This window comes from Streptomyces sp. NPDC056527 (genome assembly GCF_042794475.1).
Classification (GTDB): Bacteria; Actinomycetota; Actinomycetes; order Streptomycetales; family Streptomycetaceae; genus Streptomyces.
Map to the genome: position 1 here is coordinate 1 of NZ_JBHTTQ010000020.1, position 22,107 is coordinate 22,107.

Consider the following 22,107-nt stretch of genomic DNA (forward strand, 5'->3'; position numbering starts at 1 on the left):
CCGGTGCTGTGAGCAACAGCACCGGGTCCGCCGTCGTTAACGGCGGCTAACCTGCCGGGTATGACTGTGAACCTCGAAGTCGCCGAAGGCGTCGGCACCATCCGTCTCGACCGCCCCCCGATGAACGCCCTGGACATCGCCACCCAGGACCGGCTGCTCGAGCTGGCCCAGGAGGCGACCGACCGCGACGACGTGCGGGCCGTGATCCTGTACGGCGGCGAGAAGGTGTTCGCGGCGGGCGCGGACATCAAGGAGATGCAGGCCATGGACCACGCGGCCATGGTCAAGCGGTCGCGCGCGCTCCAGGACTCCTTCACCGCGGTCGCCCGCATCCCCAAGCCCGTCGTCGCCGCGATCACCGGCTACGCCCTGGGCGGCGGCTGCGAACTGGCCCTGTGCGCCGACTACCGGATCGCGGCGGACAACGCCAAGCTCGGCCAGCCCGAGATCCTGCTCGGCCTGATCCCCGGCGCCGGCGGCACCCAGCGGCTGTCCCGTCTGGTCGGCCCGTCGAAGGCCAAGGACCTCATCTTCACCGGCCGCATGGTCAAGGCCGACGAGGCCCTGACGCTCGGCCTGGTCGACCGCGTCGTTCCGGCGGCCGAGGTGTACGAGCAGGCCCATGCCTGGGCCGCGAAGCTCGCCCAGGGCCCCGCCATCGCGCTGCGCGCCGCGAAGGAGGCGATCGACCAGGGTCTGGAGGCCGACATCGACACCGGTCTGGCGATCGAACGCACCTGGTTCGCCGGCCTCTTCGCGACCGAGGACCGCGAGCGCGGGATGCGCAGCTTCGTCGAGGAGGGTCCGGGCAAGGCGAAGTTCGTCTGAGTTCCGGCGGCCCGAGGCGGACGGCGGACCCTACTCTCCAGTACCACCGTCCGCCAAGGGCATATGCCAAGTGAATTCACTGGAATTGTCGATTCCGGGGGCTCGATTCCGCCGGAACGGCCCCGCGGCCCGTTCCGCCCGGCCATGATGGGGGGCATGGCGGGCCTGGAGGGTGTGGAACAGCCGCGGCAGCACAGCGGTGCGACCGCAGCACGGTGGGTACCGGCACCCGAGGACGAACAGGCCCTCAAGGCGCTGGAGTTGTACGGCAATCCGGCCGAGGAGGACGTGCGACTGCCGTCCCGTCCCGAGTCCGCCGCCATCGCCCGCAGGCTCACCCAGTGCGTGGTGCTGCGTCATTGGGCGCTGTCCCCGCAGATCGCCGAACACGCCGTCCTGCTCGTCTCCGAACTCGTCGGCAACGCCGTCCGGCACACCGGGGCCCGGGTCTTCGGGCTGAGGATGCTGCGCCGCCGTGGCTGGATCCGGATCGAGGTCCGTGACCCCTCGCGCGGGCTGCCGTGCCTCATGCCGGTCCAGGAGCTGGACATCAGCGGGCGCGGGCTCTTCCTCGTCGACAAGCTCTCCGACCGCTGGGGTGTGGATCTGCAGCCGCGCGGCAAGACGACCTGGTTCGAGATGCGCGTCTCGGACCGATGAACGCCGTTCCCCGGTCGCCGGCTGCCCCCTGGATGCACCGAAGCCCCCGTCCGCCGCTGTGGGGCGCCTGGGGGCTTCCGTGAGGACGGCCGTGGATCGGGGGGGTGTATCCACGGCCGTGAAAACGACCTGGCCCGGGTCAATGGGGGTCGTGTCTTCGACTATGGCAGACAGCGCGCCATCCCGCCAAAAGTCCCTACTGGTGCAAATTCGGTCAAAGCTGGACAGTTTACCGATGAATCGTTGGTGACCTAGAGCACCCGCCTTGTAAACAGTGAATAAGTATGGCGTTCATTGCTTGTTTCCTCGACCTGCCCGCATGGTGGACACCGGCGCGCGACCCGCAAACGTCCTGAATTGGCCCAATCGTTAAAAAACGGTCACTACGGGCCTTAAATGGGCGCGTGACCCTGACCGACCGCCGTGGCGCACTCCGGGCGGGCGCGGCGGCCGCCCTCGCGGGAGCGCTCACCACCGCCTGCGGCACGGACGGCCGCCCCGCGCCCGACGGCCCCGCGCCCGCCCCCAAGCCCGCCGCCGCCCCGGCCCCCCGCCGCTACCCCGGCCGGCCCGTCGAGATCACGAACGGGCCGCGCGACCGCCCCCGGGTCGCCCTCACCTTCCACGGCCAGGGCGACCCCGCCCTCGCCCGCGCCGTCCTCGCCGCGGCCGAGGAGGGCGGCGCCCGGGTCACCGTCCTCGCCGTCGGCGACTGGCTCGACAGCCACCCCGAGCTGGCCCGCAGGATCCTCGACGGCGGCCACGACCTCGGCAATCACACCCAGCGCCATCTCGACGTCAACGCGATGACCGAGGACGAGGCGCACGCGGAGATCAGCGCCTGCGCCACGCGGCTGCGCCGGCTCACCGGCTCCATCGGCAGCTGGTTCAGGCCCTCCAGGGGGCGGAACGCGAGCCCGGCCGTCCAGCGGGCCGCCCGCCGGGCCGGCTACCCGCACGTCCTCTCGTACGACGTCGACTCCCTCGACTTCACCTCGCCCGGCGCCGCGGCCGTCGTCCGCAACGTCACCGGGTCGATCCGCAACGGATCGGTGGTGAGCCTCCACCTCGGCTACGCGGACACGCTCGCCGCCCTGCCGCCCCTCCTCGCCGACCTCGACCGCCGCGGCCTGCGCGCGGTGACGACCACGGAGCTGCTGACCTGATGCTGCCACTCACCAAGCGTTCGAAGAGCCTCCTCGCCGCCGTGCTGCTCGCCGCGCTCGCCGGGTGCGGTGCCGCGGACGACGGGGCCGAGCCCCGCGGCGGCGCCAAGAAGGAGACGGCGGCCCGCCCGGTCGCACCGAAGGAGGCCGTCCCGGACGGCCTCCCCGGGATGCCGCCCCTCCTCGACCCCAAGGACGTCTACGCGGCCGACCGGCCCGGCCGGCTCTCGCCCGTGGTCAAGGACTTCCCGTCCCGGGTCTACGTGCCCAACACCAACTCCAACACCGTCTCCGTCATCGACCCGACGACCTACAAGGTGATCGAGACCATCCCGGTCGGCATCCAGCCGCAGCACGTCGTCCCGTCGTGGGACCTGAAGACGCTCTGGGTCAACAACAACCGCGGCCACACGCTCACCCCGATCGACCCCGCCACCGGCGTCGCCGGCAAGGCCGTCGAGGTCCACGACCCGTACAACCTCTACTTCACGCCCGACGGGAAGTACGCCGTCGTCATGGCCTCCCTCGACCGTGAGCTGGTCTTCCGCGACCCGCACACCATGGCCCGGAAGAAGACCGTCCCGGTCTCCTGCTACGGCGTCAACCACGCGGACTTCTCGGCGGACGGGCGGTACTTCGTCGTCTCCTGCGAGTTCTCCGGCGAGCTGCTCAAGGTCGACACGGCGAAGATGGAGGTCATCGGACAGCAGCGGCTCCCCTTCCAGGGCGCCATGCCGCAGGACGTCAAGATCTCGCCGGACGGCAAGACCTTCTACATCGCCGACATGATGGCCCACGGCATGTGGGTCCTGGACGGCGAGAAGTTCACCACCCCGCGGCTGATGCCCACCGGCAAGGGCGCCCACGGCCTCTACGTCTCCCGCGACTCCAAGGAGATGTACATCCCCAACCGCGGCGAGGGCTCCGTCTCGGTCTTCGACTTCGGGCAGGACAAGCTGACGAAGAAGTGGTGGCTGCCGGACGGCGGCTCCCCGGACATGGGCGGTGTCTCGGCCGACGGCAAGGTGTTGTGGCTCTCGGGACGTTACGACTCCGAGGTCTACGCGATCGACACCAGGACCGGCAAGCAGCTCGCCCGCATCCCGGTCGGCGGCGGCCCCCACGGCCTCGCGGTCTACCCCCAGCCCGGCCGCTACTCCCTCGGCCACACCGGCGTGTTCCGCTAGCTCACGGCTCGGTTCGCCTTCGGTCGGGCTTGCCCGCCAGGCGCCTTCGGGCGGGCTCGCTCGGCCGGGCCGCAGGTCAGCCCGCCGTGAGCAGGGCCTCCGAGGCCACCGGGCGGTAGCCCGCCGCCTGGAAGACGCGCACGCTGCGGGCGTTGCCCGGGGACTGCTGCGCCCAGACCACGTCGCCCGGCGTCAGATGCCGGGCGGCGAGGGCCAGCGCCCGGCCGGTCCCGCGGTGCCTGACCTCCTCGTCGACCTCGATCGCCGCCTCCCAGCGGCCCGCCACGCCCCGGCCCAGGACCACCACGCCGCCGTCGGCCGCCCACACCCGTACGTCGTCGCGGTACTTCAACGCCCGCGCCACCCGGGGATGCTCCGGGTCCTCGATCTCCCGCAGCGGCAGCTCCGGGTCCCCGGGCAGCGCCGTGGCGACCGTCAGCAGGTCGACGGTGTTCATGCGCCGGCCCGTGTGCCGCATCAGGGCGAGGAGGAACCCCGGGTTCATCGAGGCGGCCAGCGGGTCGCTGTCGGCGGCCGCCAGCTCCGCACGCACCCACGCGGGATCGGCGTCCGTGAAGACCACCGAGTGCGCGGTGAAGGCGAGGACGCCGGAGTCCCGGTCGTTCGGCGGCGGGACCACCGTCGTCGAACCGTCCGGCGGCGGGAACCGTCCGTGGGCCGCCGCTGCCAGGATCCGTGCCACGTCGTCGCTCATGTCTCCCATGATCCGCCATGACCCGCCCTGACCGGTCGTGGCCCGGCGCCCGGACCCGGCGGAACGCCCGATAATCTGACCCCGTCATCGAAGCATCGAGAAGGGGCGGAAGCTGTGGCGGACATCGAGTCGGCGCGCAAGGCATTCGAGCGGTTCGACGTGGACGGGGACGGGTTCATCACCGCCGCCGAGTACAAGAGCGTCATGGCGCAGCTGGGTGACTTCAACGTCACCGAGACGGTCGCGGAGGCCCTGATCGGCCAGCGCGACGGCAACGCCGACGGCAAGCTGTCCTGGGACGAGTTCTGGGCGGACCTCAACAAGGCCTGACCCGCCGGGCGAGGACGGGCGGCGCCGTACCGCAATCCGTACGGCCCCACCACGTACATACGTACGTGAGTCGCCGCCGCCCGTCCGGCCCCCGCACCACCTCCCACCGCGCGTCGCACCCCGTATGCCACCGCGCCCTCCTCGCGGCACCGAAAGCCGACAGCAGTCCTTCGTGGTTCGGTCCTGACCGTCAAATGTCTCGGTGCCGATACCGGTCCACCCCTGCTGTGCACAGCCGTGCGGTTGTCGATGCTGTTCTCCATTGCACCCTGGCAGCCGGATGGGCATGGGGTATGCCAGTTCCGATGGGAGGACGATCACGTGCGCAACAGGTTCAATGGTGCGAATCCGCCAGTGACCTCCGTATTAACGAATCCCACGACCCGTACCCGGGCCCGTGTCGAAGTGCCGGTGCGGCTGGCCGACGGAGGCTGGAAGACGGCCGAGATGGTCACCTTCGCCGAGCTCGGCGACGGGCAGGAGCACATCGCCGTGACCTTCGCGCCGGGCGCGGACGTCCCACTGGTGCGGCTCCACTCCGAGTGCCTCACCGGCGACGTCTTCGGGTCCGCACGCTGTGACTGCGGTCCCCAGCTCACCGAATCGATGCAGCTGCTCGCCGAGTCCGGCGGCATCCTGCTCTATCTGCGGCAGGAAGGCCGCGGCATCGGGCTCTACAACAAGCTCGACGCCTATCGCGTTCAGGACGAGCTCGGCCTCGACACCTTCGCCGCCAACCGCGAGCTGAACTTCTCCGACGACCTGCGCGACTACAGCGCCGCCGCCCAGATGCTCCGCGCGCTCGGCGCCACACGGATCAGGCTGCACACCAACAACCCCGACAAGGCCGCGCAGCTGACCTCGTACGGCATCACCATCGACGAGGTCGTGCCGACCGGGATCTTCCAGACCGAGCGCAACCGCCACTATCTGCGCGCCAAGGTCGAGCGCAGCGGGCACACCATCGAACTCGCGGGGGAGTCCATATGATCCGGCACCGGGGTCCGATCAGTGGCATCGCCGCCTGGCAGGACGCGTACGTCGCCACCGCCGGCTACGACAACCAGGTCATCTGCTGGGACCAGCGCACCGGGCGGGCGCTCGCGCGCTCCTTCCACGACCACCTGGCCAACCAGTGCACCTTCTCGCCCGACGGCCGCCACCTGCTCACCTCCTCCAGCGACTACACGGCCCGCCTGTGGACCGTGCCCGACCTGCGTCTCGTCGCCGTCCTCGCCGAGCAGCAGGACGACGTGGAGATGTCGGTCTTCCATCCGTCCAAGCAGCTGATCGCCACCGCCTCCCGCGACCACCGGGTCCGCGTGTACGACTTCGCCGGGCGGCTCGTCACCACCTTCGCCGGTCACACCGCCGACGTCATCTCCGTCGAATGGACCCGCGACGCCGACGAGGTGATCTCCTCAAGCGACGACGGCACCATCAAGCGCTGGTCCCTGGAGACCGGCGGCATGGTCGCCAATCTCGACATGGGCGGTGTGGAGACGGACACGATCGCCATCTCCTCCGGCGGCACCATCTTCGCGGGCAACGACGAGGGCCGGATCGTCGTCGTCGGGCCGACCGGGCAGACCGACGTGCCGGCCCACGAGGCGGGCATCAAGCGCCTCGTCCTCGACGACTCCCGCCACCTCCTGGTCAGCCTCAGCTACGACCGGACCATGCGGCTGTGGGACGTCTCCTCCGGCCGTCCGGAACTGCGCGACACCAGCGGTCTGCCCGCCGACGTCTGGCCGCGCTCCTGCGCGTTCGCCGGCAGCTCCCGGCTGGTCTTCGCCACCTTCGGGGCCGAGTACCGGGGTTACGACTACGAGGAGAGGGTCTGGGACACGGCGGAGGTCCCGCCCACCGGTGGGGTCAACGCCGTCCTGCCGGCCCCCGACGGCGCGCTGACCGTGGGCGACGCCGGAGTGGTGCGCCGGGACGGCGCGTACGTGGCCGAGACCGGCAGCCTGTGCAACTTCCTCACGCCGCTGCACGGCCCGGTGCTCTCCGGCGGCCAGCTCGGCAAGGTCTTCGACGCGCTCACCGGCCGCGAGCTGTACCAGCACCGCTCGCCGCTCAACTGCGGCGCGGCCTTCGAGCGGGACGGCGAGCGGTACGCGGTCGTCGGGGCGTACACCGGCGAGGGGCTGCTGCTGAGGCTTCGAGGCGGCGACGACGTCGAGCACGTCGCGGACCTTCCCCTGCATGTGAACGCGGTCAAGGGAGTCGCCGTCTCCGGGGACCTCCTCTTCTCGGTGGCGGCCGACGCCTCGGCCACCTGGTACCGGATCTCCACCCTGGAGAAGGTCGCCACCGTCGAGGACGCGCACGACAGGATCGCCAACGGTTGCGCGGGCCTGGAGAACGGCTGGTTCGCGAGCGTGAGCCGTGACCTGAAGCTGCGCCTGTGGAACCCGGAGCGCCGGGCCGAGGTCCTGCCGACGCCGCACACCCACTCCATCAAGTGCGTCGCGGCCTCCGACGACGGCAGGCTCGTGGCCACCGGCAGCTACAACGGCCGAGTCGCCGTGTACGACCGGGTGGAGCGCGCCTGGACCGTGGTGGTCAGGCCCACCACGGCGGGCATCTCGGCCCTCGCGTACGACGCGGCGCGCAAGGTCTTCGCCGCCGCGTCCTACGACGGTCAGGTGTATCCGATCGGCGGCTGAGCCGCCGGCATCGCGGACGGCGCCGGGGGAGGTGAGGGAGAACCCCGCCTCCCCCGGCGCCGTCCCGCGAGCGGACGCCCTTGCCTCCCCCTTTCCCTTTCCCAGTCACTCTTTGACGAGAGGACCCGGCACCACATGGACAGCCATCCGATAGCCGACCGGTACACCGTCAGCCCCGCGGGCACCTCGCAGATGGACGAGACGGCGTACGCGACCGTGCTCCACTCCGACTTCCGGGACCACTACGCCGACGGGCGCGACCTGTGGACAGGAGAGCAGGCGATGCGGGAGGCGCCGCGCGTGCTCTCACGCGCGCTCGGCGACGCCCGGGACGCCCACATCCTCGACATCGGCACCGGCCACGGCCGTGACGCCGAGATCCTCCTGGCCGACGGACACCGGGTCACCGGCATCGACCTCATCGCCTCCCCCGAGTGGGAGACGATCACGGCGCGGCGGCCCGGGCGCGCCCGCTTCCTCGTCACCCCCCTGACGGAGCTGCCCGGCACGGCGGAGTACCGGGCCGTCCTCGACAACGGCTGTCTGCATCACCAGCACCCGGACAGCTACCCCCGCTATCTGCGCCGCGTCCGCGAACTGCTCCTGCCCGGTGGTCTGTTCACGGTCTCCGTGTTCCAGGCCGCGGGCGAGGCGGGCAGCCTCTTCGTCAACGCCGGCAAGCGGCTCTACCGCGAGTTCACCCCCGACGAGCTCGACCGCCTCGTCACGGCCCAGGGGTTCGAGCCGGTCGAGGTGCGGCAGGTGCCGCGCGGCACGGCGGGGCTCACCTATCTCCTGGGCACGTTCCGACGCACGGCGGACGGCGACCCGCGATGAGCGGCACCGGCGGTGGTCCCGCCGCGCCGCGCGGCTCACGAAGCGGGCGGTGGGCCGCCGCCCTGGTGGCGGTGTGTGCGACCGGTCTGCTCGCCGCCTCACCCGCGGCCGCCGGCCGACCCGGACCGGTGCCGGGAGCCGAGGCCGACGCGTCCGGCTGGGTCGGCTCCTGGGGCACGGCCCCGGCGCCCGCCGCGCCCGACGGCATCTCCCGGGACGGTCTGGACGACCGGACCGTACGCATGGTGGTGCACACCTCGATCGGCGGCGGCGAGCTACGGCTGCGGCTGTCCCACGCCTACGGCACACGGCCGTTGACCCTGGGCCGTACGACCGTCGCGCTGCCCGTGCCGGGTTCCCCGGCCGCCGTGGTGCCCGGCAGCGCGCGGGAGGTCACCTTCGACGGCGGCGCGTCGGGGACGACCGTGCCCGCGGGCTCCGAAGCGGTCAGCGACCCGGTGGCCTTCGACGTCCCCGCCGGGGCGGATCTGGCCGTCAGCGTCCATCTGCCGGAACCCACCGGGCCCACCACCTGGCACTGGCTCGCACAGCAGCGCGGATACGTCTCCGAGCCGGGCGACCACACCGCCGACCGGGCGGGGACCGCGTTCACCCGCACCGAGACCTCGTGGTTCTTCCTCACGGGCGTGGACGTCCGCGGCGCGGACGCGCGCGGAACGCGGCCGCGGGGCGCGGTCGTCGCGATCGGCGACTCGCAGACCGACGGCGTCGGCTCCACCCCGGACGGCAACGGCCGCTGGACCGACGCCCTCGCGCGCCGCCTCGCCGCAGACCCGGCGACCGCCGGGGTCGGCGTGCTCAACAAGGGCATCGGCGGCAACCGGGTCCTCCGCGACGGCACCGAGACCGACCGGCCGCAGCGCGGCACCCGTGCCCTGGGGCGCCTAGACCGGGACGCGATCGCCCAGGCCGGCGTGCGGACCGTCGTGCTCTACGAGGGCGTCAACGACCTCCAGCTCGCGCCGTACGCGACCGCGGACGACGTGCTGCAAGGGCTGCGGACGATGGCTCAGCGCCTGCGCGAGCGAGGCATCCGCGTCCTGGTGGGCACCCTGACACCGTTCAAGGACTCGCCGTTCTGGACCGCGGACGCCGAGCGCGCCCGTGCCGAACTCAACGCGGCGCTGCGCTCCGCACCGGAGTTCGACGCCGTCGCGGACTTCGACGCGGCGGTCCGTGACCCCGCCGACCCCCGGCGCGTGCGCGCCGCCTACGACAGCGGCGACCACATCCACCTCAACGACGCGGGCTACCGCGCCCTGGCCGAGGCCGTACCGACCGCCGGTCTCACCGGCACCACCGGCCGCGCCCCGACGACCGACCGGAGGCTCCCATGACCAGCAGCACGTCCTCCGCCGCCCCGCCGGCGGTCATGGCCAACCCCAACACCCTGTCCGACCGGGCGGCCATGGGCCTGCCCGACGGCTTCACCGCCCGCACCGGGCCCTGGGCACTGCGGGACCACCGCGACCTGCTCGGCGCCCCGGCCGTGACCCTGGTGTCGATCGCGGAGGATCCCGGCCGGCCCTTCTCCCGTCGGCACGCGGCGGGCACCGTCCTCGGCCTCGTCGGGGACCCGCGCATCCGCCCCGACGACCCGCCGATGGCCACCGTCCCCGGTGCCCGGGTCCTGCTCGGCCTCGACCCCGAGTCCGTCGGGCCGGTCACCGCCCGCTGGCGGCATGCGGGAGTCGAGGAGGACTGGATCGCCAAGGAGTGCCCCGCGTACGAGACCGACATCGCGCCCTTCCGGATCGCGCTCCACCCGGTCACCAACGTGGAGTACCGCCGCTTCCTGGAGGACACCGGCGCCACCTGGCTGCCCACCTCCTGGCGGTTCGGGGTGTACCCCGAGACGCTCGACAACCATCCGGTGTGGACGGTCCCGCCCGAGGCCGCCGACGCGTACGCGGCCTGGCTGGCGGGCCGTACGGGCCGGGCGTTCCGGCTGCCGACCGAGGCCGAGTGGGAGTACGCGGCCTCCGGCGGCGACGGCCGGGACTTCCCGTGGGGGGAGGAGTTCGCGGCCGACCGCGCCAACACCGTGGAGCACGGTCCGCTGACCACCACCCCCATCGGTGTGTACCCCGGCGGCCGTTCGCCGTTCGGCGTGCACGACATGGCGGGCAACGTCGAGGAGTACACGGCGGACGACTACCGCCCGTACCCCGGTGGAGCGGACGTCGCCGACGATCTGGCGCGGACCCGCGGCGCCTATCGCATCGCCCGGGGCGGCAGCTTCACCCGCTTCGGCGACCTGGCCCGCTGCCGGCGGAGGCACGGCTGGTACGAGCGGGACATCTACGCGATGGGCTTCCGGCTCGCGGAGACGGCATGACGGCGGGGAGCGACGGCATGACGGCCACGAGCGGCACGGCGCCGGCCCCCCACGGCGCGTCGGTTCGTCCGGCCGAGGAGGCCGCCATGCGCAGGGCGATCGACCTGGCGGCCATCGCACTGGGCGAGACCAGCCCCAATCCCGTCGTCGGCTGTGTCCTCCTCAGCCCGGACGGCTCCCCGGTGGGCGAGGGCTTCCACCGGGGAGCCGGCCACCCGCACGCCGAGGTCGAGGCCCTCGTCGCCGCCGGAACCCGGGCGCGGGGCGCGACCGCCGTGGTCACCCTGGAGCCCTGCGCGCACCAGGGCCGTACCGGACCCTGCGCGGACGCGCTGCTGCGCGCGGGCGTCGCCCGGGTCCTCTACGCGGTGCCGGACCCGAACCCGTCCGCCGCCGGCGGTGCCCGGCGGCTGCGCGAGGCCGGTGTGGAGGTGGTGGCCGGAGTCCTGCGCGCGGAGGCCGAGCGCGGCAACGAGCTGTGGCTCACCGCGGTCCGGGCCTCCCGGCCGTGTGTGACGTGGAAGTTCGGCGGCAGCCTCGACGGCCGGTCGGCTGCGCCCGACGGCACCTCCCGGTGGATCACCGGGCAGCCGGCGCGGGAGGACGTCCACGCGTTGAGAGCCGCTCACGACGCCGTGCTGGTCGGCTCGGGGACCCTGCGCGCCGACGACCCGCATCTGGGCCTGCGGCACGCGGTCCACGGCCGTCCACCGCTACGGGTGGTGCTGGACCGCGCCGGCGCCATCCCGCCCGGCGCACGGGTGCTCGACGACGCCGCCCCCACCCTGGTGGTCATCGGCCGGGGCGCGGCGAAGCCCCGACTGCCGTCGCCACACGAGGTGGTGGAGCTCCCCGTCGTGGACGGCGAGCTCGACATCCGGGCCCTGGCCGACGAACTGTACGCACGCGGCGTGCGCTCCCTGCTGCTCGAAGGAGGCGCCCGGCTGGCCGCGGCCTTCGCCGCCGGGGGTCTTCTCGACCGGGTCGTCGCCTATGTGGCGCCGGTGCTGCTCGGCGCCGGGGGCCGCCCGGTCCTCGACGACCTCGGTACGACGACCCTCGCCGACGCCGTCCGGCTGCGCCTCGACGAGGTGAGCCGCGTCGGTGAGGACGTACGTCTCGTGCTGCGCGCCCGACCGCTGCCCGGGGAGCCGGGATGAGGCCCCGGATCGCGGTCGTCTTCCACAGCCGTCGGGGGACCATGCGGGCTCTCGCGCTGGCGGCGGCCGAGGGCGCGCGGGCCGGCGGAGCCCGCGTGCGGCTGTTGCGCGTGACGGACGCGGGCGAGGACGGCGGCCCGTGGCCGGAACCGGTCGCAGGGCCGGACGACGTGCTGTGGGCGGACGGCCTCGTCCTGGCGACGCCCACATACTTCGGCAATGTGTCCGCCACCTTCAAGCGGTTCCTGGAGACGACGAGCCCGCTGTGGAGGCAAGGGCTGCTCGCCGACCGGCTGGTCACCGGGATGACGGCCTCCACCTGCACCCACGGCGGCCGGGAGGCGACGCTGCTGTCCCTCCATCAGACCGCCTACCACTGGGGCTCCTGGGTGGTCGGGGCCGATCCGGCGGACCCGGTGTTCCGTTCGCTGGGAGGCAATCCGTACGGCCTGTCGGTGGAGTCCCGGCCGCGCGATACGGACGGGACCGGCACCGGAGCCGTCGAACAGCGGGCGGCCCGGCTGCTCGGCCGTCGGCTCGCCGAACTGACCGCGCGGGCGCGGCCCGCGGCCGCCGCCTCCGCCGCCGCGGGGCCCGTCAAGGTGACGGTGGTGCACGGCGCGGACAGCGGTCCCGCCCGTCTCCTGGCGCAGGAGTGCGCGGCGGGCGCCCGTTCCCTGGGCGCACGGGTCCGCCTGCGGCGGATCGGGGGCGCGAGCGGCTCGGTGCGCTGGGGCACGGCAGGGTGGTCCGGATCCCCGGCCGCGCTCGCCAAGCCGGCGGACGTGGCCTGGGCGGACGCGGTCGTCTTCGGAGGGCCGGCCCGACTGGGCGCCCTGGCCGCGCCGTTGCTGGACTTCGTCCAGTCGCTGGAACCGGCCGCCGGACCCGGACCGCTGTCCGGCAAGCCCGCGAGCGGGTTCGTCGCGACCGACCGCCCGCACGCCGGCAGCGAGTCGGCGCTGCTCGCCTTCCACCATGTGCTGCTGCACGGCGGGGCGGTGGTGGTGCCGCCCGGCTACACCGATCCGTCGGTCTTCGCTGCCGGCGGCAATCCGTACGGCACCTCGCACCCGCTGACCGCGGGCGACGTGCCGTCGCACGCCGTACGCGAGGCCGCCCGGCACCAGGGCCGGCGCGCGGCGCTGGCGGGTGACCTGCTGCGCCGCACCGCAGGAGAGAACGCCGTGGGCACCACGGCCGTCGAGAACGTCCGGGAGATCGCATGAACGGGAGGACACCGAGGTGAACGGACAGCGCGACGCACTGCAGTACGACGAGATCGGGGAGACCTACGAAGGGTTCAAGGCGCTGCCGCTGGCGCGCTACCCGGAGCGGGGGAGCTTCCTGCGGATGCTCGGTGACGTCCGGGGGAGGTCCGTGCTCGACCTGGCATGCGGCACGGGCTTCTACACCCGGCGGATCAAACGGCTGGGCGCCGAGGACGTGCTCGGGGTCGACATCTCGGGCGAGATGGTGGCCGCAGCCCGGCGCATCGAGGAGGGCAGGCCGCTGGGCGTGCGCTACGCCGTCGGCGACGCCGCCGAACTCCCGGCACCCGAGCGCCCCTTCGACGTGGCGACCGCCGTCTATCTGCTCAACTACGCCGACGACGCGGCCGCCATGGAGAGCATGTGCCGTGGCGTGCACCGGAGTCTGGTTCCGGGGGGCGAGTTCCTCGTGCTGACCCAGGCGCCCGACTTCCGGTTCGACGGGCCGCCCACCGACAAGTACGGATTCCGGTACGTGCCGGTGGGGGAGGGGGCGACCGGGCCGCGGGTACGCATCACGGCGCTGCTCGACCCGCCGGTCGAGTTCGTCACGAACTACCCGCGCCGCGAGGTGTACGAGCAGAGCCTCCGGGCAGCGGGTTTCCGCGACGTGACCTGGGTGCCGCTGGGGGTGCCGGACGACGGCGTACGGGCCATGGGGGAGCCGTACTGGGCGGACTTCCTGGCCAATCCGCCCCTGGTGATGCTGCGCTGTCGCGCCTGACGGGCCGGACATGAGCGAGGGGGCTCCGCGGATCGCCGCGGAGCCCCCTCACGTGTGACCTACGGTCACTTCGCCGGGGACGCGGGGCGCAGTCGCCGGGACAGGAGGACGCCGATCAGGGCGAGGGCGCCGGTGAGGGCGAAGACGCCGAACAGCGCGGTACGGGTGGTGGCGTCGTAGTGCTGCGCGATCGCGATGGCCGCACCGCCCAGTCCGGCGATCAGGCCGGTGGCGAGGGTCTGGGCGAGCTGGAGCGCGCCGCTGACCTCGCCCTGCCGCTCGGCCGGCGCCTGCTCCAGGGTGTCGGTGGTGGCGGCGTTGAACGCGACGCCCATGCCGATTCCGCCGATGGCCCAGCCCAGTACGGCGATCCAGGCGGGGACCGAATCGGTGAGGACGGCGAGGGCCATGACGGCCACACCGACGAGCAGAACGACGAAGCCGAGTGCGACGCCACCGGTGCGGCTGCCCCGGCTCCCGCCGTCCCGCTTCGCCTGCCACGCGGAGCCCAGCACCCAGGTGATCGCGCCCGCGGAGAGTCCGAGGCCGGCTTCGGTGGCGCTCGAACCGCGCAACTCCTGGAGGCCCAGCGGCAGGAATGCCTCGCTGCCGAAGTAGACGCCGCAGAGCAGGCCGCGGATCACGATGCCGGCGCCGAGGCCGGCCCGGGCGCTCAGGGTGCCCTCCGGCGTCACCTGGCGCAGCGCGGGGACGGCGATGGCCACACCGAGCAGGGCGAGGACGACGAGCAGGGGGATGTTCTTCAGGAGGAGGGCCTGGAGCAGCAGGCCGGTGCCCACGGTGAGCAGGACGGCATTGGCCAACGGGCTCTTCCACCAGGGCAGCGCGGGGGTCCCGGCCTCCGCCGTCCCCGCTTCGCCGCGGGACCGGTTCAGTTTGGCCAGGCCGGGGAGGGTGAGGACCGCCGCGATCGCGATGAGCGGCAGCATCAGCAGGAAGACCGCGCGCCAGTCCGTCAGGTCCGCCAGGGTGCCGGCGACGACGGGGCCGATCAGGGACGGGATGGTCCACGCGGAGGACAGCAGGGCGAACATGCGCGCCCGCAGATGCTCCGGATAGGCCAGACCGATCACGGTGTACGCCATGGCCATGACAGCGCCGACGCCCAGCCCCTGGGTGAACCGGCCGACGAGGAACAGGGGCCAGGACGTGGCGGCGCCCGCCACCGCGCAGCCCACGGCGAAGACGGCCAGGCCGACCGCCATCGGCCGCCACGGGCCGCTCCGGTCGGCGGACCGGCCGCCCAGCACCGTACCGATGATGTTCGCGAGCATGAGCGCGGACAGGCCCCAGCCATAGGCGCCCAGGCCGTCCAGCTTCCGTGCGATGTCGGGCAGCACGGTGGCCACGCCGAGCGATTCGAACGCGACCATGCTGACCGAAAGGATCACGCCTAACGTGAGGGCCCGGTAGGGCCCCGAGAAGACGCTCTCCGAGGGCGTGGGTTCCGCGGCGGCGGCCGGGGTCTGTGATCCGCCCGACCCGCCGGTCCCCTCGGCCACTTCGTCGACACCGTGAGACATGGAGTCACTCCTTGAGCCATTTTCGTTCCGTGCCGGAACGGAATGGTGGTGAGCATACCTATACTGACGGCATGGTGAACACCCCGAACCGGGCCGAGCCCGAGGTGCGGACCCCCGGTGGGCAGCGCTCCGGACGGCCCCGCGACAGCCGTATCGACGTCGCCGTGCCCAGCGCGGTGATGGAGATCCTCAACGAGGGGGGCTACGGCAGGCTGACCCTGGAGGCGGTCGCGGCCCGCGCCGGTACCAGCAAGCCGGCCCTGCGTCGGCGGTGGCGGTCACGGCAGCACCTCGTCGTGGACACGCTCGCGTCGGCGATCGGCACCACGCCGACGCCGGACACCGGTTGCACGCACTGCGACCTCATCGCCGGGATCGGCACGCTCAGCCAGGCGTTCACCCACACGGTCGGCCGGCGGGTCCTGCCCGCCCTGGTCGCGGATCTGGCCGACGACCCGGAGCTGGAGTCGGAGTTCCTGGAGAAGTTCTTCCACGTACGCCGGGCGTCGACGGCCGAGGCGCTGCGGCGCGGGATCCACCGGGGCGACATCCGGGGGGACGCGGACATCGATCTGCTCCTCGACATGCTGGCCTCCACCACCTACTACCGCGTGCTCTTCGGGCACCTGCCGGTCACGGCCGCCCTGGCGGAGGACGTGGTCGAGGTCGTCCTCGCGGGGGTGGCCACCGATCGCTGGCGCAGCCGGCACGGGGGGCCTGAACGGGTCTGAACCGCAGTACACGCACGACGAGCGACGCCGAAACGCTGGGGCGACAAGGGAGTTGCTGTGCTGAGTCGAGATGGCGAAGTGTCCGCCCTGGAAGAGGCGTTGGCCGCGGCGGCGGGCGGGATGGGGGCCAGTCTCCTGATGGAGGGTGGCATCGGCACCGGGAAGTCCTATCTGGCCCGCGCCGCCCTCAGGACGGCGCGGGCCAGGGGCTTCGAGGTGGTGTCGGCCAGGGCCCGGCAGGCGGAACGAGCCCTGCCGTACGGGGTGTTGCACCAGGTGCGCGACCAACTCCTGACCGGACCGGGCCCGTCCGCCCCGGGGTCCTGTCTCCCCGGCCCGTCCGCTCCGGGTCCTTCCGCTCCGGACGGCTTCGGCCCGCCCGAGTCGTCCCGCGAGTCCACGGGGATCTCGGCCTTCCTGCCCGAGGCCGCCGCGGCCCAAGTCCACCGCCTCCTGACCGGCCATGCCACCCGCAGGCCCCTGCTGCTGGTCGTCGACGACCTGCAGTGGACCGACACCTGGTCGCTGCACTGGCTCGGTCATCTCATGGCCCGCCTCGAAGGACTGCCGGTCGCACTGCTGGGCACCCTGGCGCGGGACCACACGGAGCCGGGGGACGAGGAGGCGCAGCGGCCCGACACGACCTCGGTGGCCGCGGTGGCCTCCGAGTTCCACCGGCGCGTCGTGCTGCGGGGACTGAACGCCGACAGCGTCGGCTATCTGCTGTCCTCCTCCTTCGGCGTCCCGGTCGACGCCGGCCTCGCCCGCGCCTGCCACGAGACCACCGGTGGCAACCCGCTCCTGGTCCAGTCCCTGTTACGGGAGTTGCAGCGCACCGGCGTCGGCCCGGGCGAGCTGTCCGCCGCGCGGATCGCCGAACTCGGCTCCGCGGAGGTCGCGGAGACCCTCGTCGCCCGTTTCGAGACCTGGTTCCCCGGCATCGGCCGAGCCCTCGGCACCGTCGCGATCATGAGCCGCGCGCACTCGGCCGAACTCGTAGCCGAACTGGCCGGGCTCGACCCCGCGGAGGCCGCCGACGTCCTCCACACCCTCGTCCGCGCCGGAGTCCTGGACGCGACCGAGGAAGGCGTCACCTTCAGCCGCCCGATGGTCAGGACCTCCTTCCTCGCCGCCATGCCGCCCAGCGAACGGGCCCGCCTGCACGCCGAGGCGGCCAAGGTCCTGCACGCCGCGGCCGCGCCCCGTGAGGAGATAGCGGCCCACCTGCTGCACTCCGCGCCCGTCGGCGCGCCCTGGGCCGGCCAGATCCTCGTCGACGCGGCCGACACCGCCCTCGCCGCCGGAGAGCCGAAGGAGGCCCGGGCCTATCTGGAGCGCGGGATGGAGGAGTGCGGGGCGGAGCGCGAGCCCGAACTGCTGCGGCGGCTCGGCCAGGTGGAGCTCGCCGACGACCTCGACGCGGCCGTGCCCCGGCTGCGCAACACGCTCGACCTCATACCCCAGGTCGGCGACCGGCGGGCCGCCGCGCTCGCCGACCTCGTCCAGGCCGTCGTGCTCTCCGGCGACATCCCCGAAGCCCTGCGCATCATGGAGGCCGAGGCCGCCGACCTCGAACGGCAGGACGCCGAGAAGGAGTTGCGCGCCGGCACCGGTGCCCTTCTCGAACTGCTGCGCCTGCTCGACGGCCGGAGCGCCCCGGCGGCGCCGCCCGCGGCCAGGGCGGTGCGGTTCGAGGTCGCCCGTACCCCCTGGGTCCGACGGGCCGAGGCGGCGGTGCCGGCCCTGCACGCCCAGTGGCGCGGCCGGCGACGGGAGGAGGCCGTACAGCTGGCCCGCCTCGCGCTCAGCGAACCGGTGGGCAGCGTCAACGAGGACGCGGCGCTGCGGACCGCCCTCCTCCTCGTCCTGGCACGCGCGGGCGAGCACGAGGAGGCGCTGGAGATCTGTCGGGCCCTGCTCGCCCAGGCGACGGTCGAGGGCTCCCACACGGTGGCCGCCCTGGCCAGGGCCGCGCTCGCGGAGTGCGCGTTCCGGGTGGGCCGTCTGCAGGAGTCCGCCCGGGCGGCGTACGACGCGCTGGAGCACAGCCCGGTGCTGCCCGGCCGCGAGTGGCTCGGCTCCGCCCAGGCCCGCTGCTGGCTCGGGGCGGCACTGCTGGAGTCCGGAGACCTCGAACAGGCCCAGCGGGTGCTCCTCGACGACAGCAGGCCGAGCGGCCCTCCCGGGATGGCGTTGCCCGGACTGCTCTTCCACCGGGGCCGGCTGCACATCGCGATGGGACATGCCAGGGCGGGCCTCGCCGACCTGGAGGAGTGCGGCCGCCGGCTGCGGCTGCGCGGTTGGGCGGACTCGGCCGTGTACCCCTGGCGCTCCGAGGCGGCGCTGGCCCACAGCCGCCTCGGCAACGTTGCCATCGCGGAGCGCCTCGCTCGCGAGGAGCTGGAACTGGCCCGTGCCTGGGGCGCACCGCACGCCATCGGCGGCGCCCTGCGCGTCCTCGGCCTGCTGGCCGGCGGCGACCGGCGGGCCGCCCTTCTCACCGAGGCCGTCGGGATCCTCCGGGAGTCCGGCGCGACCCTCGCGGAGGCCCAGGCCCTGGGAGACCTCGGCCGCGAGTACATGCGCACCCGCAAGATCCGCAAGGCCCGCGAGCAGCTGCGCGCGGCCACGGCCCTGGCAGAGAAGTGCGGGGCGGGAGCGCTCGTACGCGAACTGCGTCAGGACCTGCTCGAGTCGGGCGCCAGGCCGCGCCGGGACACCGAGACCGGACCCGCCTCGCTCACGCCGGCCGAACGCCGTACCGCCCTGCTCGCCGCGGGCGGCCTGACCAACCAGGAGATCGCCAACCGTCTGTTCGTCACACGGCGCACGGTGGAGATCCATCTGAGCCGGGCGTACCGGAAGCTGTCCATATCGGACCGGCGCGATCTGCACGAGATGATCCATGACGATCCCGCGCCTCCCCAGGCGCCCGCACCGCGGTCGCCGAAGACACCGGAGCTGTGCGCGCCGCGGAAGATCCCGGTCATCACCTGACCCCGCACGGTGCGCGAGCCCTGACCGCCCGGTGGACCACCCCGCTTCCACCGGGCGGTCCACACCCCCGACGCCCCGATCAGCCCCCGGAGACGACCGCGGGAACCGACGCGCCGACGCCGAGAAGGCTCAGCACTCGATGATGTTCACCGCGAGACCGCCGCGTGCGGTCTCCTTGTACTTGACCGACATGTCCGCGCCGGTCTCCTTCATCGTCTTGATGACCTTGTCGAGGGAGACCAGGTGGCTGCCGTCGCCGCGCATCGCCATCTTCGCCGCCGTGACCGCCTTCACGGCCGCCATGCCGTTGCGCTCGATGCACGGGATCTGGACCAGGCCGCCGACCGGGTCGCAGGTGAGGCCGAGGTTGTGCTCCATGCCGATCTCGGCCGCGTTCTCGACCTGCTCGGGGGTGCCGCCCAGGACCTCCGCGAGGGCGCCGGCCGCCATCGAGCAGGCCGAGCCGACCTCGCCCTGGCAGCCGACCTCGGCGCCGGAGATCGAGGCGTTCTCCTTGAAGAGCATGCCGACCGCGCCCGCCGCCAGCATGAAGCGGACCACGCCGTCCTCGTCCGCGCCCGGCACGAAGTTCATGTAGTAGTGCAGGACCGCCGGGATGATGCCCGCCGCGCCGTTCGTCGGAGCGGTGACCACCCGGCCGCCCGCCGCGTTCTCCTCGTTCACGGCCATCGCGTAGAGGGTGATCCACTCCATCGCGAGCGCGGCCGGGTCGCCCTCGGAGCGCAGCTTGCGGGCCGTGTTCGCGGCGCGGCGGCGGACCTTCAGACCGCCCGGCAGGATGCCCTCGCGGGACATGCCGCGCGAGACACAGGCCTGCATGACCCGCCAGATCTCCAGGAGACCCGTGCGGATCTCCTCCTCGCTGCGCCAGGCCTTCTCGTTCTCCAGCATCATCGCCGAGATCGACAGGCCGGTCTCCTTCGCCAGACGCAGCAGCTCGTCGCCCGTACGGAAGGGGTACTTCAGGACCGTGTCGTCCGGGACGATCGGGTTCTCGCCCTGGACCGCGTCCTCGTCCACGACGAAGCCGCCGCCGACCGAGTAGTACGTCTTCTCCAGGACCGGGGCGCCCTCCGCGTCGTACGCGAAGATCGTCATGCCGTTGGCGTGGTACGGCAGCGCCTTGCGGCGGTGCAGGATCAGGTCCTCGTCGAAGTCGAAGGGGATCTCGTGCGCGCCGAGCAGGTTGATCCTGCCGCTGGACTTGATGCGCTCGACCTCGTCGTCCGCCGTCTCGACGTCGACGGTGCGCGGGGAGCTGCCCTCCAGACCCAGCAGGACGGCCTTCGGCGTGCCGTGGCCGTGACCCGTCGCGCCCAGCGATCCGTACAGCTCCGCGCGTATCGAGGCGGTGTGCGCGAGGAGCCCCTCGTTCTTCAGCCGACGGGCGAACATCCGGGCCGCACGCATGGGGCCCACCGTGTGGGAGCTCGACGGGCCGATACCGATCGAGAACAGGTCGAAGACCGAGATGGCCACGGGGAACTCCTTGTGGGGGGCTAGACGCCGTTGTCTGCCGGGGTGGTGCAGAACAGCAGGAAAAGGGGGTGGGGCACCGCGCCCACTGTCCAGTGTGCGCGGTGCCCCGGAGCTTTCGTACGAACGAACCTGGAACTAAAGCGTACGAAACTACTTCAGGCCGGGGTACAGCGGGTGCTTCTCCGCAAGCGCGGACACCCGGGCCTTGAGCGCCTCGGCGTCGAAGCCGGGCTTCAGGGTCTCCGCGATGACGTCGGCCACCTCACGGAAGTCCTCGTCGCCGAAACCACGGGTCGCGAGCGCCGGCGTACCGATGCGCAGACCCGAGGTGACCATCGGCGGACGCGGGTCGTTCGGGATCGCGTTCCGGTTGACCGTGATGCCGACCTCGTGGAGACGGTCCTCGGCCTGCTGGCCGTCCAGCTCGGAGTTGCGCAGGTCGACCAGGACCAGGTGCACGTCCGTGCCGCCGGACAGGACCGAGACACCGTGCGCGGTGACGTCGTCCTGGACCAGGCGCTCGGCGAGGATCCGGGCGCCGTCCAGCGTGCGCTGCTGGCGCTCCTTGAACTCCTCCGAGGCCGCGACCTTGAAGGAGACGGCCTTGGCCGCGATCACGTGCTCCAGCGGGCCGCCCTGGAAACCGGGGAAGACCGAGGAGTTCAGCTTCTTCGCGAACTCCTTCTTCGCGAGGATGATGCCGCCGCGCGGGCCGCCGAGCGTCTTGTGCGTGGTGGAGGTCACCACGTCCGCGTACTCGACCGGGTTCGGGTGCAGACCGGCTGCGACCAGGCCCGCGAAGTGGGCCATGTCGACCCACAGGTACGCCTCGACCTCGTCGGCGATCCGACGGAACTCGGCGAAGTCCAGCTGACGCGGGTAGGCGGACCAGCCCGCGATGATCACCTTGGGGCGGTGCTCCTTGGCCAGGCGCTCCACCTCGGCCATATCGACCAGGCCGGCGTCGTCCACGTGGTACGCGACCACGTTGAACTGCTTGCCCGAGAAGTTCAGGCGCATGCCGTGGGTCAGGTGACCGCCGTGGGCCAGGTCCAGGCCCAGGATCGTGTCGCCGGGCTGGGCGATCGCGAACAGCGCGGCCTGGTTCGCGGAGGCACCGGAGTGCGGCTGCACGTTGGCGTACTCGGCGCCGAACAGGTCCTTGATCCGGTCGATCGCGATCTGCTCGGCGACGTCGACGTGCTCGCAGCCGCCGTAGTAGCGGCGGCCCGGGTAGCCCTCGGCGTACTTGTTGGTGAGAACGGAGCCCTGGGCCTCCATGACCGCGACCGGAGCGAAGTTCTCCGAGGCGATCATCTCGAGGGTGGACTGCTGGCGGTGGAGCTCGGCGTCGACGGCGGCGGCGACGTCCGGGTCCAGCTCGTGAAGAGGGGTGTTCAGCACAGACATGAATCGATCCCTAAGG

At 72.7% G+C, this 22,107-nt stretch carries 19 protein-coding genes; 15 read left to right on the forward strand and 4 right to left on the reverse strand.

Annotated features, from left to right (window positions below):
* Positions 1 to 60 precede the first annotated feature (60 nt).
* From ACFQ7Q_RS13360 to ACFQ7Q_RS13375, 4 genes are all read left to right on the forward strand, one after another.
* Positions 61 to 828: an enoyl-CoA hydratase/isomerase family protein gene (locus ACFQ7Q_RS13360; protein ID WP_383553561.1), complete on the forward strand. Its 768-nt coding sequence runs from the start codon at positions 61 to 63 to the stop codon at positions 826 to 828.
* Between the two features lie 156 nt (positions 829 to 984).
* Positions 985 to 1,488, forward strand: coding sequence for an ATP-binding protein (locus ACFQ7Q_RS13365; protein ID WP_383553564.1), 504 nt, complete (start codon positions 985 to 987; stop codon positions 1,486 to 1,488).
* A 404-nt stretch (positions 1,489 to 1,892) separates the two neighbouring features.
* Complete coding sequence (locus ACFQ7Q_RS13370) at positions 1,893 to 2,654, forward strand: polysaccharide deacetylase family protein (protein ID WP_383553567.1); 762 nt, start codon at positions 1,893 to 1,895, stop codon at positions 2,652 to 2,654.
* Positions 2,654 to 3,841, forward strand: a complete 1,188-nt coding sequence (locus ACFQ7Q_RS13375) for a YncE family protein (RefSeq protein WP_383553570.1) — start codon at positions 2,654 to 2,656, stop codon at positions 3,839 to 3,841. Before ACFQ7Q_RS13370 ends, ACFQ7Q_RS13375 begins: the two co-directional genes overlap by 1 nt.
* 76 nt (positions 3,842 to 3,917) lie before the next feature.
* On the opposite strand, the gene ACFQ7Q_RS13380 is transcribed toward ACFQ7Q_RS13375, so the two are convergent.
* Positions 3,918 to 4,556 carry a GNAT family N-acetyltransferase gene (locus ACFQ7Q_RS13380; protein ID WP_383553573.1) on the reverse strand — a complete coding sequence of 213 codons (639 nt, stop codon included), beginning with the start codon at positions 4,554 to 4,556 and terminating at the stop codon, positions 3,918 to 3,920.
* Between the two features lie 114 nt (positions 4,557 to 4,670).
* Here ACFQ7Q_RS13380 and ACFQ7Q_RS13385 point away from each other — a divergent pair, with 114 nt between their 5' ends.
* The 9 genes from ACFQ7Q_RS13385 (at position 4,671) to ACFQ7Q_RS13425 (ending at position 13,909) form a co-directional block, all read left to right on the forward strand.
* On the forward strand, positions 4,671 to 4,886 hold the full coding sequence (locus ACFQ7Q_RS13385; RefSeq protein WP_329115664.1) for an EF-hand domain-containing protein: 216 nt from the start codon (positions 4,671 to 4,673) through the stop codon (positions 4,884 to 4,886).
* Between the two features lie 354 nt (positions 4,887 to 5,240).
* On the forward strand, positions 5,241 to 5,876 hold the full coding sequence (ribA, locus tag ACFQ7Q_RS13390) for a GTP cyclohydrolase II (RefSeq protein ID WP_383553577.1): 636 nt from the start codon (positions 5,241 to 5,243) through the stop codon (positions 5,874 to 5,876).
* A complete protein-coding gene (locus tag ACFQ7Q_RS13395; protein WP_383553580.1) occupies positions 5,873 to 7,558 on the forward strand; it encodes a WD40 repeat domain-containing protein in 1,686 nt (561 codons plus the stop codon). Before ribA ends, ACFQ7Q_RS13395 begins: the two co-directional genes overlap by 4 nt.
* A gap of 135 nt (positions 7,559 to 7,693) precedes the next feature.
* Positions 7,694 to 8,395: an SAM-dependent methyltransferase gene (locus ACFQ7Q_RS13400; protein WP_383553583.1), complete on the forward strand. Its 702-nt coding sequence runs from the start codon at positions 7,694 to 7,696 to the stop codon at positions 8,393 to 8,395.
* Positions 8,392 to 9,753 (forward strand): SGNH/GDSL hydrolase family protein, encoded by a 1,362-nt coding sequence (locus ACFQ7Q_RS13405; RefSeq protein ID WP_383553586.1) that lies wholly within the window; start codon positions 8,392 to 8,394, stop codon positions 9,751 to 9,753. The genes ACFQ7Q_RS13400 and ACFQ7Q_RS13405 overlap by 4 nt, the downstream gene beginning before the upstream one ends.
* Positions 9,750 to 10,754 (forward strand): formylglycine-generating enzyme family protein, encoded by a 1,005-nt coding sequence (locus tag ACFQ7Q_RS13410; protein WP_383553588.1) that lies wholly within the window; start codon positions 9,750 to 9,752, stop codon positions 10,752 to 10,754. Before ACFQ7Q_RS13405 ends, ACFQ7Q_RS13410 begins: the two co-directional genes overlap by 4 nt.
* Positions 10,755 to 10,771: 17 nt before the next feature.
* Positions 10,772 to 11,914 (forward strand): bifunctional diaminohydroxyphosphoribosylaminopyrimidine deaminase/5-amino-6-(5-phosphoribosylamino)uracil reductase RibD, encoded by a 1,143-nt coding sequence (gene ribD / locus ACFQ7Q_RS13415; protein WP_383553591.1) that lies wholly within the window; start codon positions 10,772 to 10,774, stop codon positions 11,912 to 11,914.
* The gene (locus tag ACFQ7Q_RS13420) at positions 11,911 to 13,143 is read left to right on the forward strand and encodes a flavodoxin family protein (protein ID WP_383553593.1); all 1,233 of its coding nucleotides are present in this window, start codon (positions 11,911 to 11,913) and stop codon (positions 13,141 to 13,143) included. The genes ribD and ACFQ7Q_RS13420 overlap by 4 nt, the downstream gene beginning before the upstream one ends.
* A 16-nt stretch (positions 13,144 to 13,159) precedes the next feature.
* Positions 13,160 to 13,909 carry a class I SAM-dependent methyltransferase gene (locus tag ACFQ7Q_RS13425; RefSeq protein ID WP_383553595.1) on the forward strand — a complete coding sequence of 250 codons (750 nt, stop codon included), beginning with the start codon at positions 13,160 to 13,162 and terminating at the stop codon, positions 13,907 to 13,909.
* Between the two features lie 65 nt (positions 13,910 to 13,974).
* On the opposite strand, the gene ACFQ7Q_RS13430 is transcribed toward ACFQ7Q_RS13425, so the two are convergent.
* Entirely contained in the window at positions 13,975 to 15,453 is a 1,479-nt protein-coding gene (locus tag ACFQ7Q_RS13430) for an MFS transporter (protein WP_383553598.1), read from the reverse strand.
* A 71-nt stretch (positions 15,454 to 15,524) separates the two neighbouring features.
* On the opposite strand from ACFQ7Q_RS13430, the gene ACFQ7Q_RS13435 reads away from it, so the two are divergent.
* On the forward strand, positions 15,525 to 16,184 hold the full coding sequence (locus ACFQ7Q_RS13435) for a TetR/AcrR family transcriptional regulator (RefSeq protein ID WP_383553601.1): 660 nt from the start codon (positions 15,525 to 15,527) through the stop codon (positions 16,182 to 16,184).
* A gap of 57 nt (positions 16,185 to 16,241) precedes the next feature.
* Positions 16,242 to 19,181, forward strand: coding sequence for an ATP-binding protein (locus tag ACFQ7Q_RS13440; protein ID WP_383553603.1), 2,940 nt, complete (start codon positions 16,242 to 16,244; stop codon positions 19,179 to 19,181).
* Between the two features lie 129 nt (positions 19,182 to 19,310).
* Here ACFQ7Q_RS13440 and ACFQ7Q_RS13445 read toward each other — a convergent pair whose 3' ends face one another.
* Entirely contained in the window at positions 19,311 to 20,681 is a 1,371-nt protein-coding gene (locus ACFQ7Q_RS13445; RefSeq protein WP_383553605.1) for an L-serine ammonia-lyase, read from the reverse strand.
* 150 nt (positions 20,682 to 20,831) lie between these two features.
* Positions 20,832 to 22,091 (reverse strand): serine hydroxymethyltransferase, encoded by a 1,260-nt coding sequence (gene glyA, locus ACFQ7Q_RS13450; RefSeq protein ID WP_383553607.1) that lies wholly within the window; start codon positions 22,089 to 22,091, stop codon positions 20,832 to 20,834.
* Positions 22,092 to 22,107 lie beyond the last annotated feature (16 nt).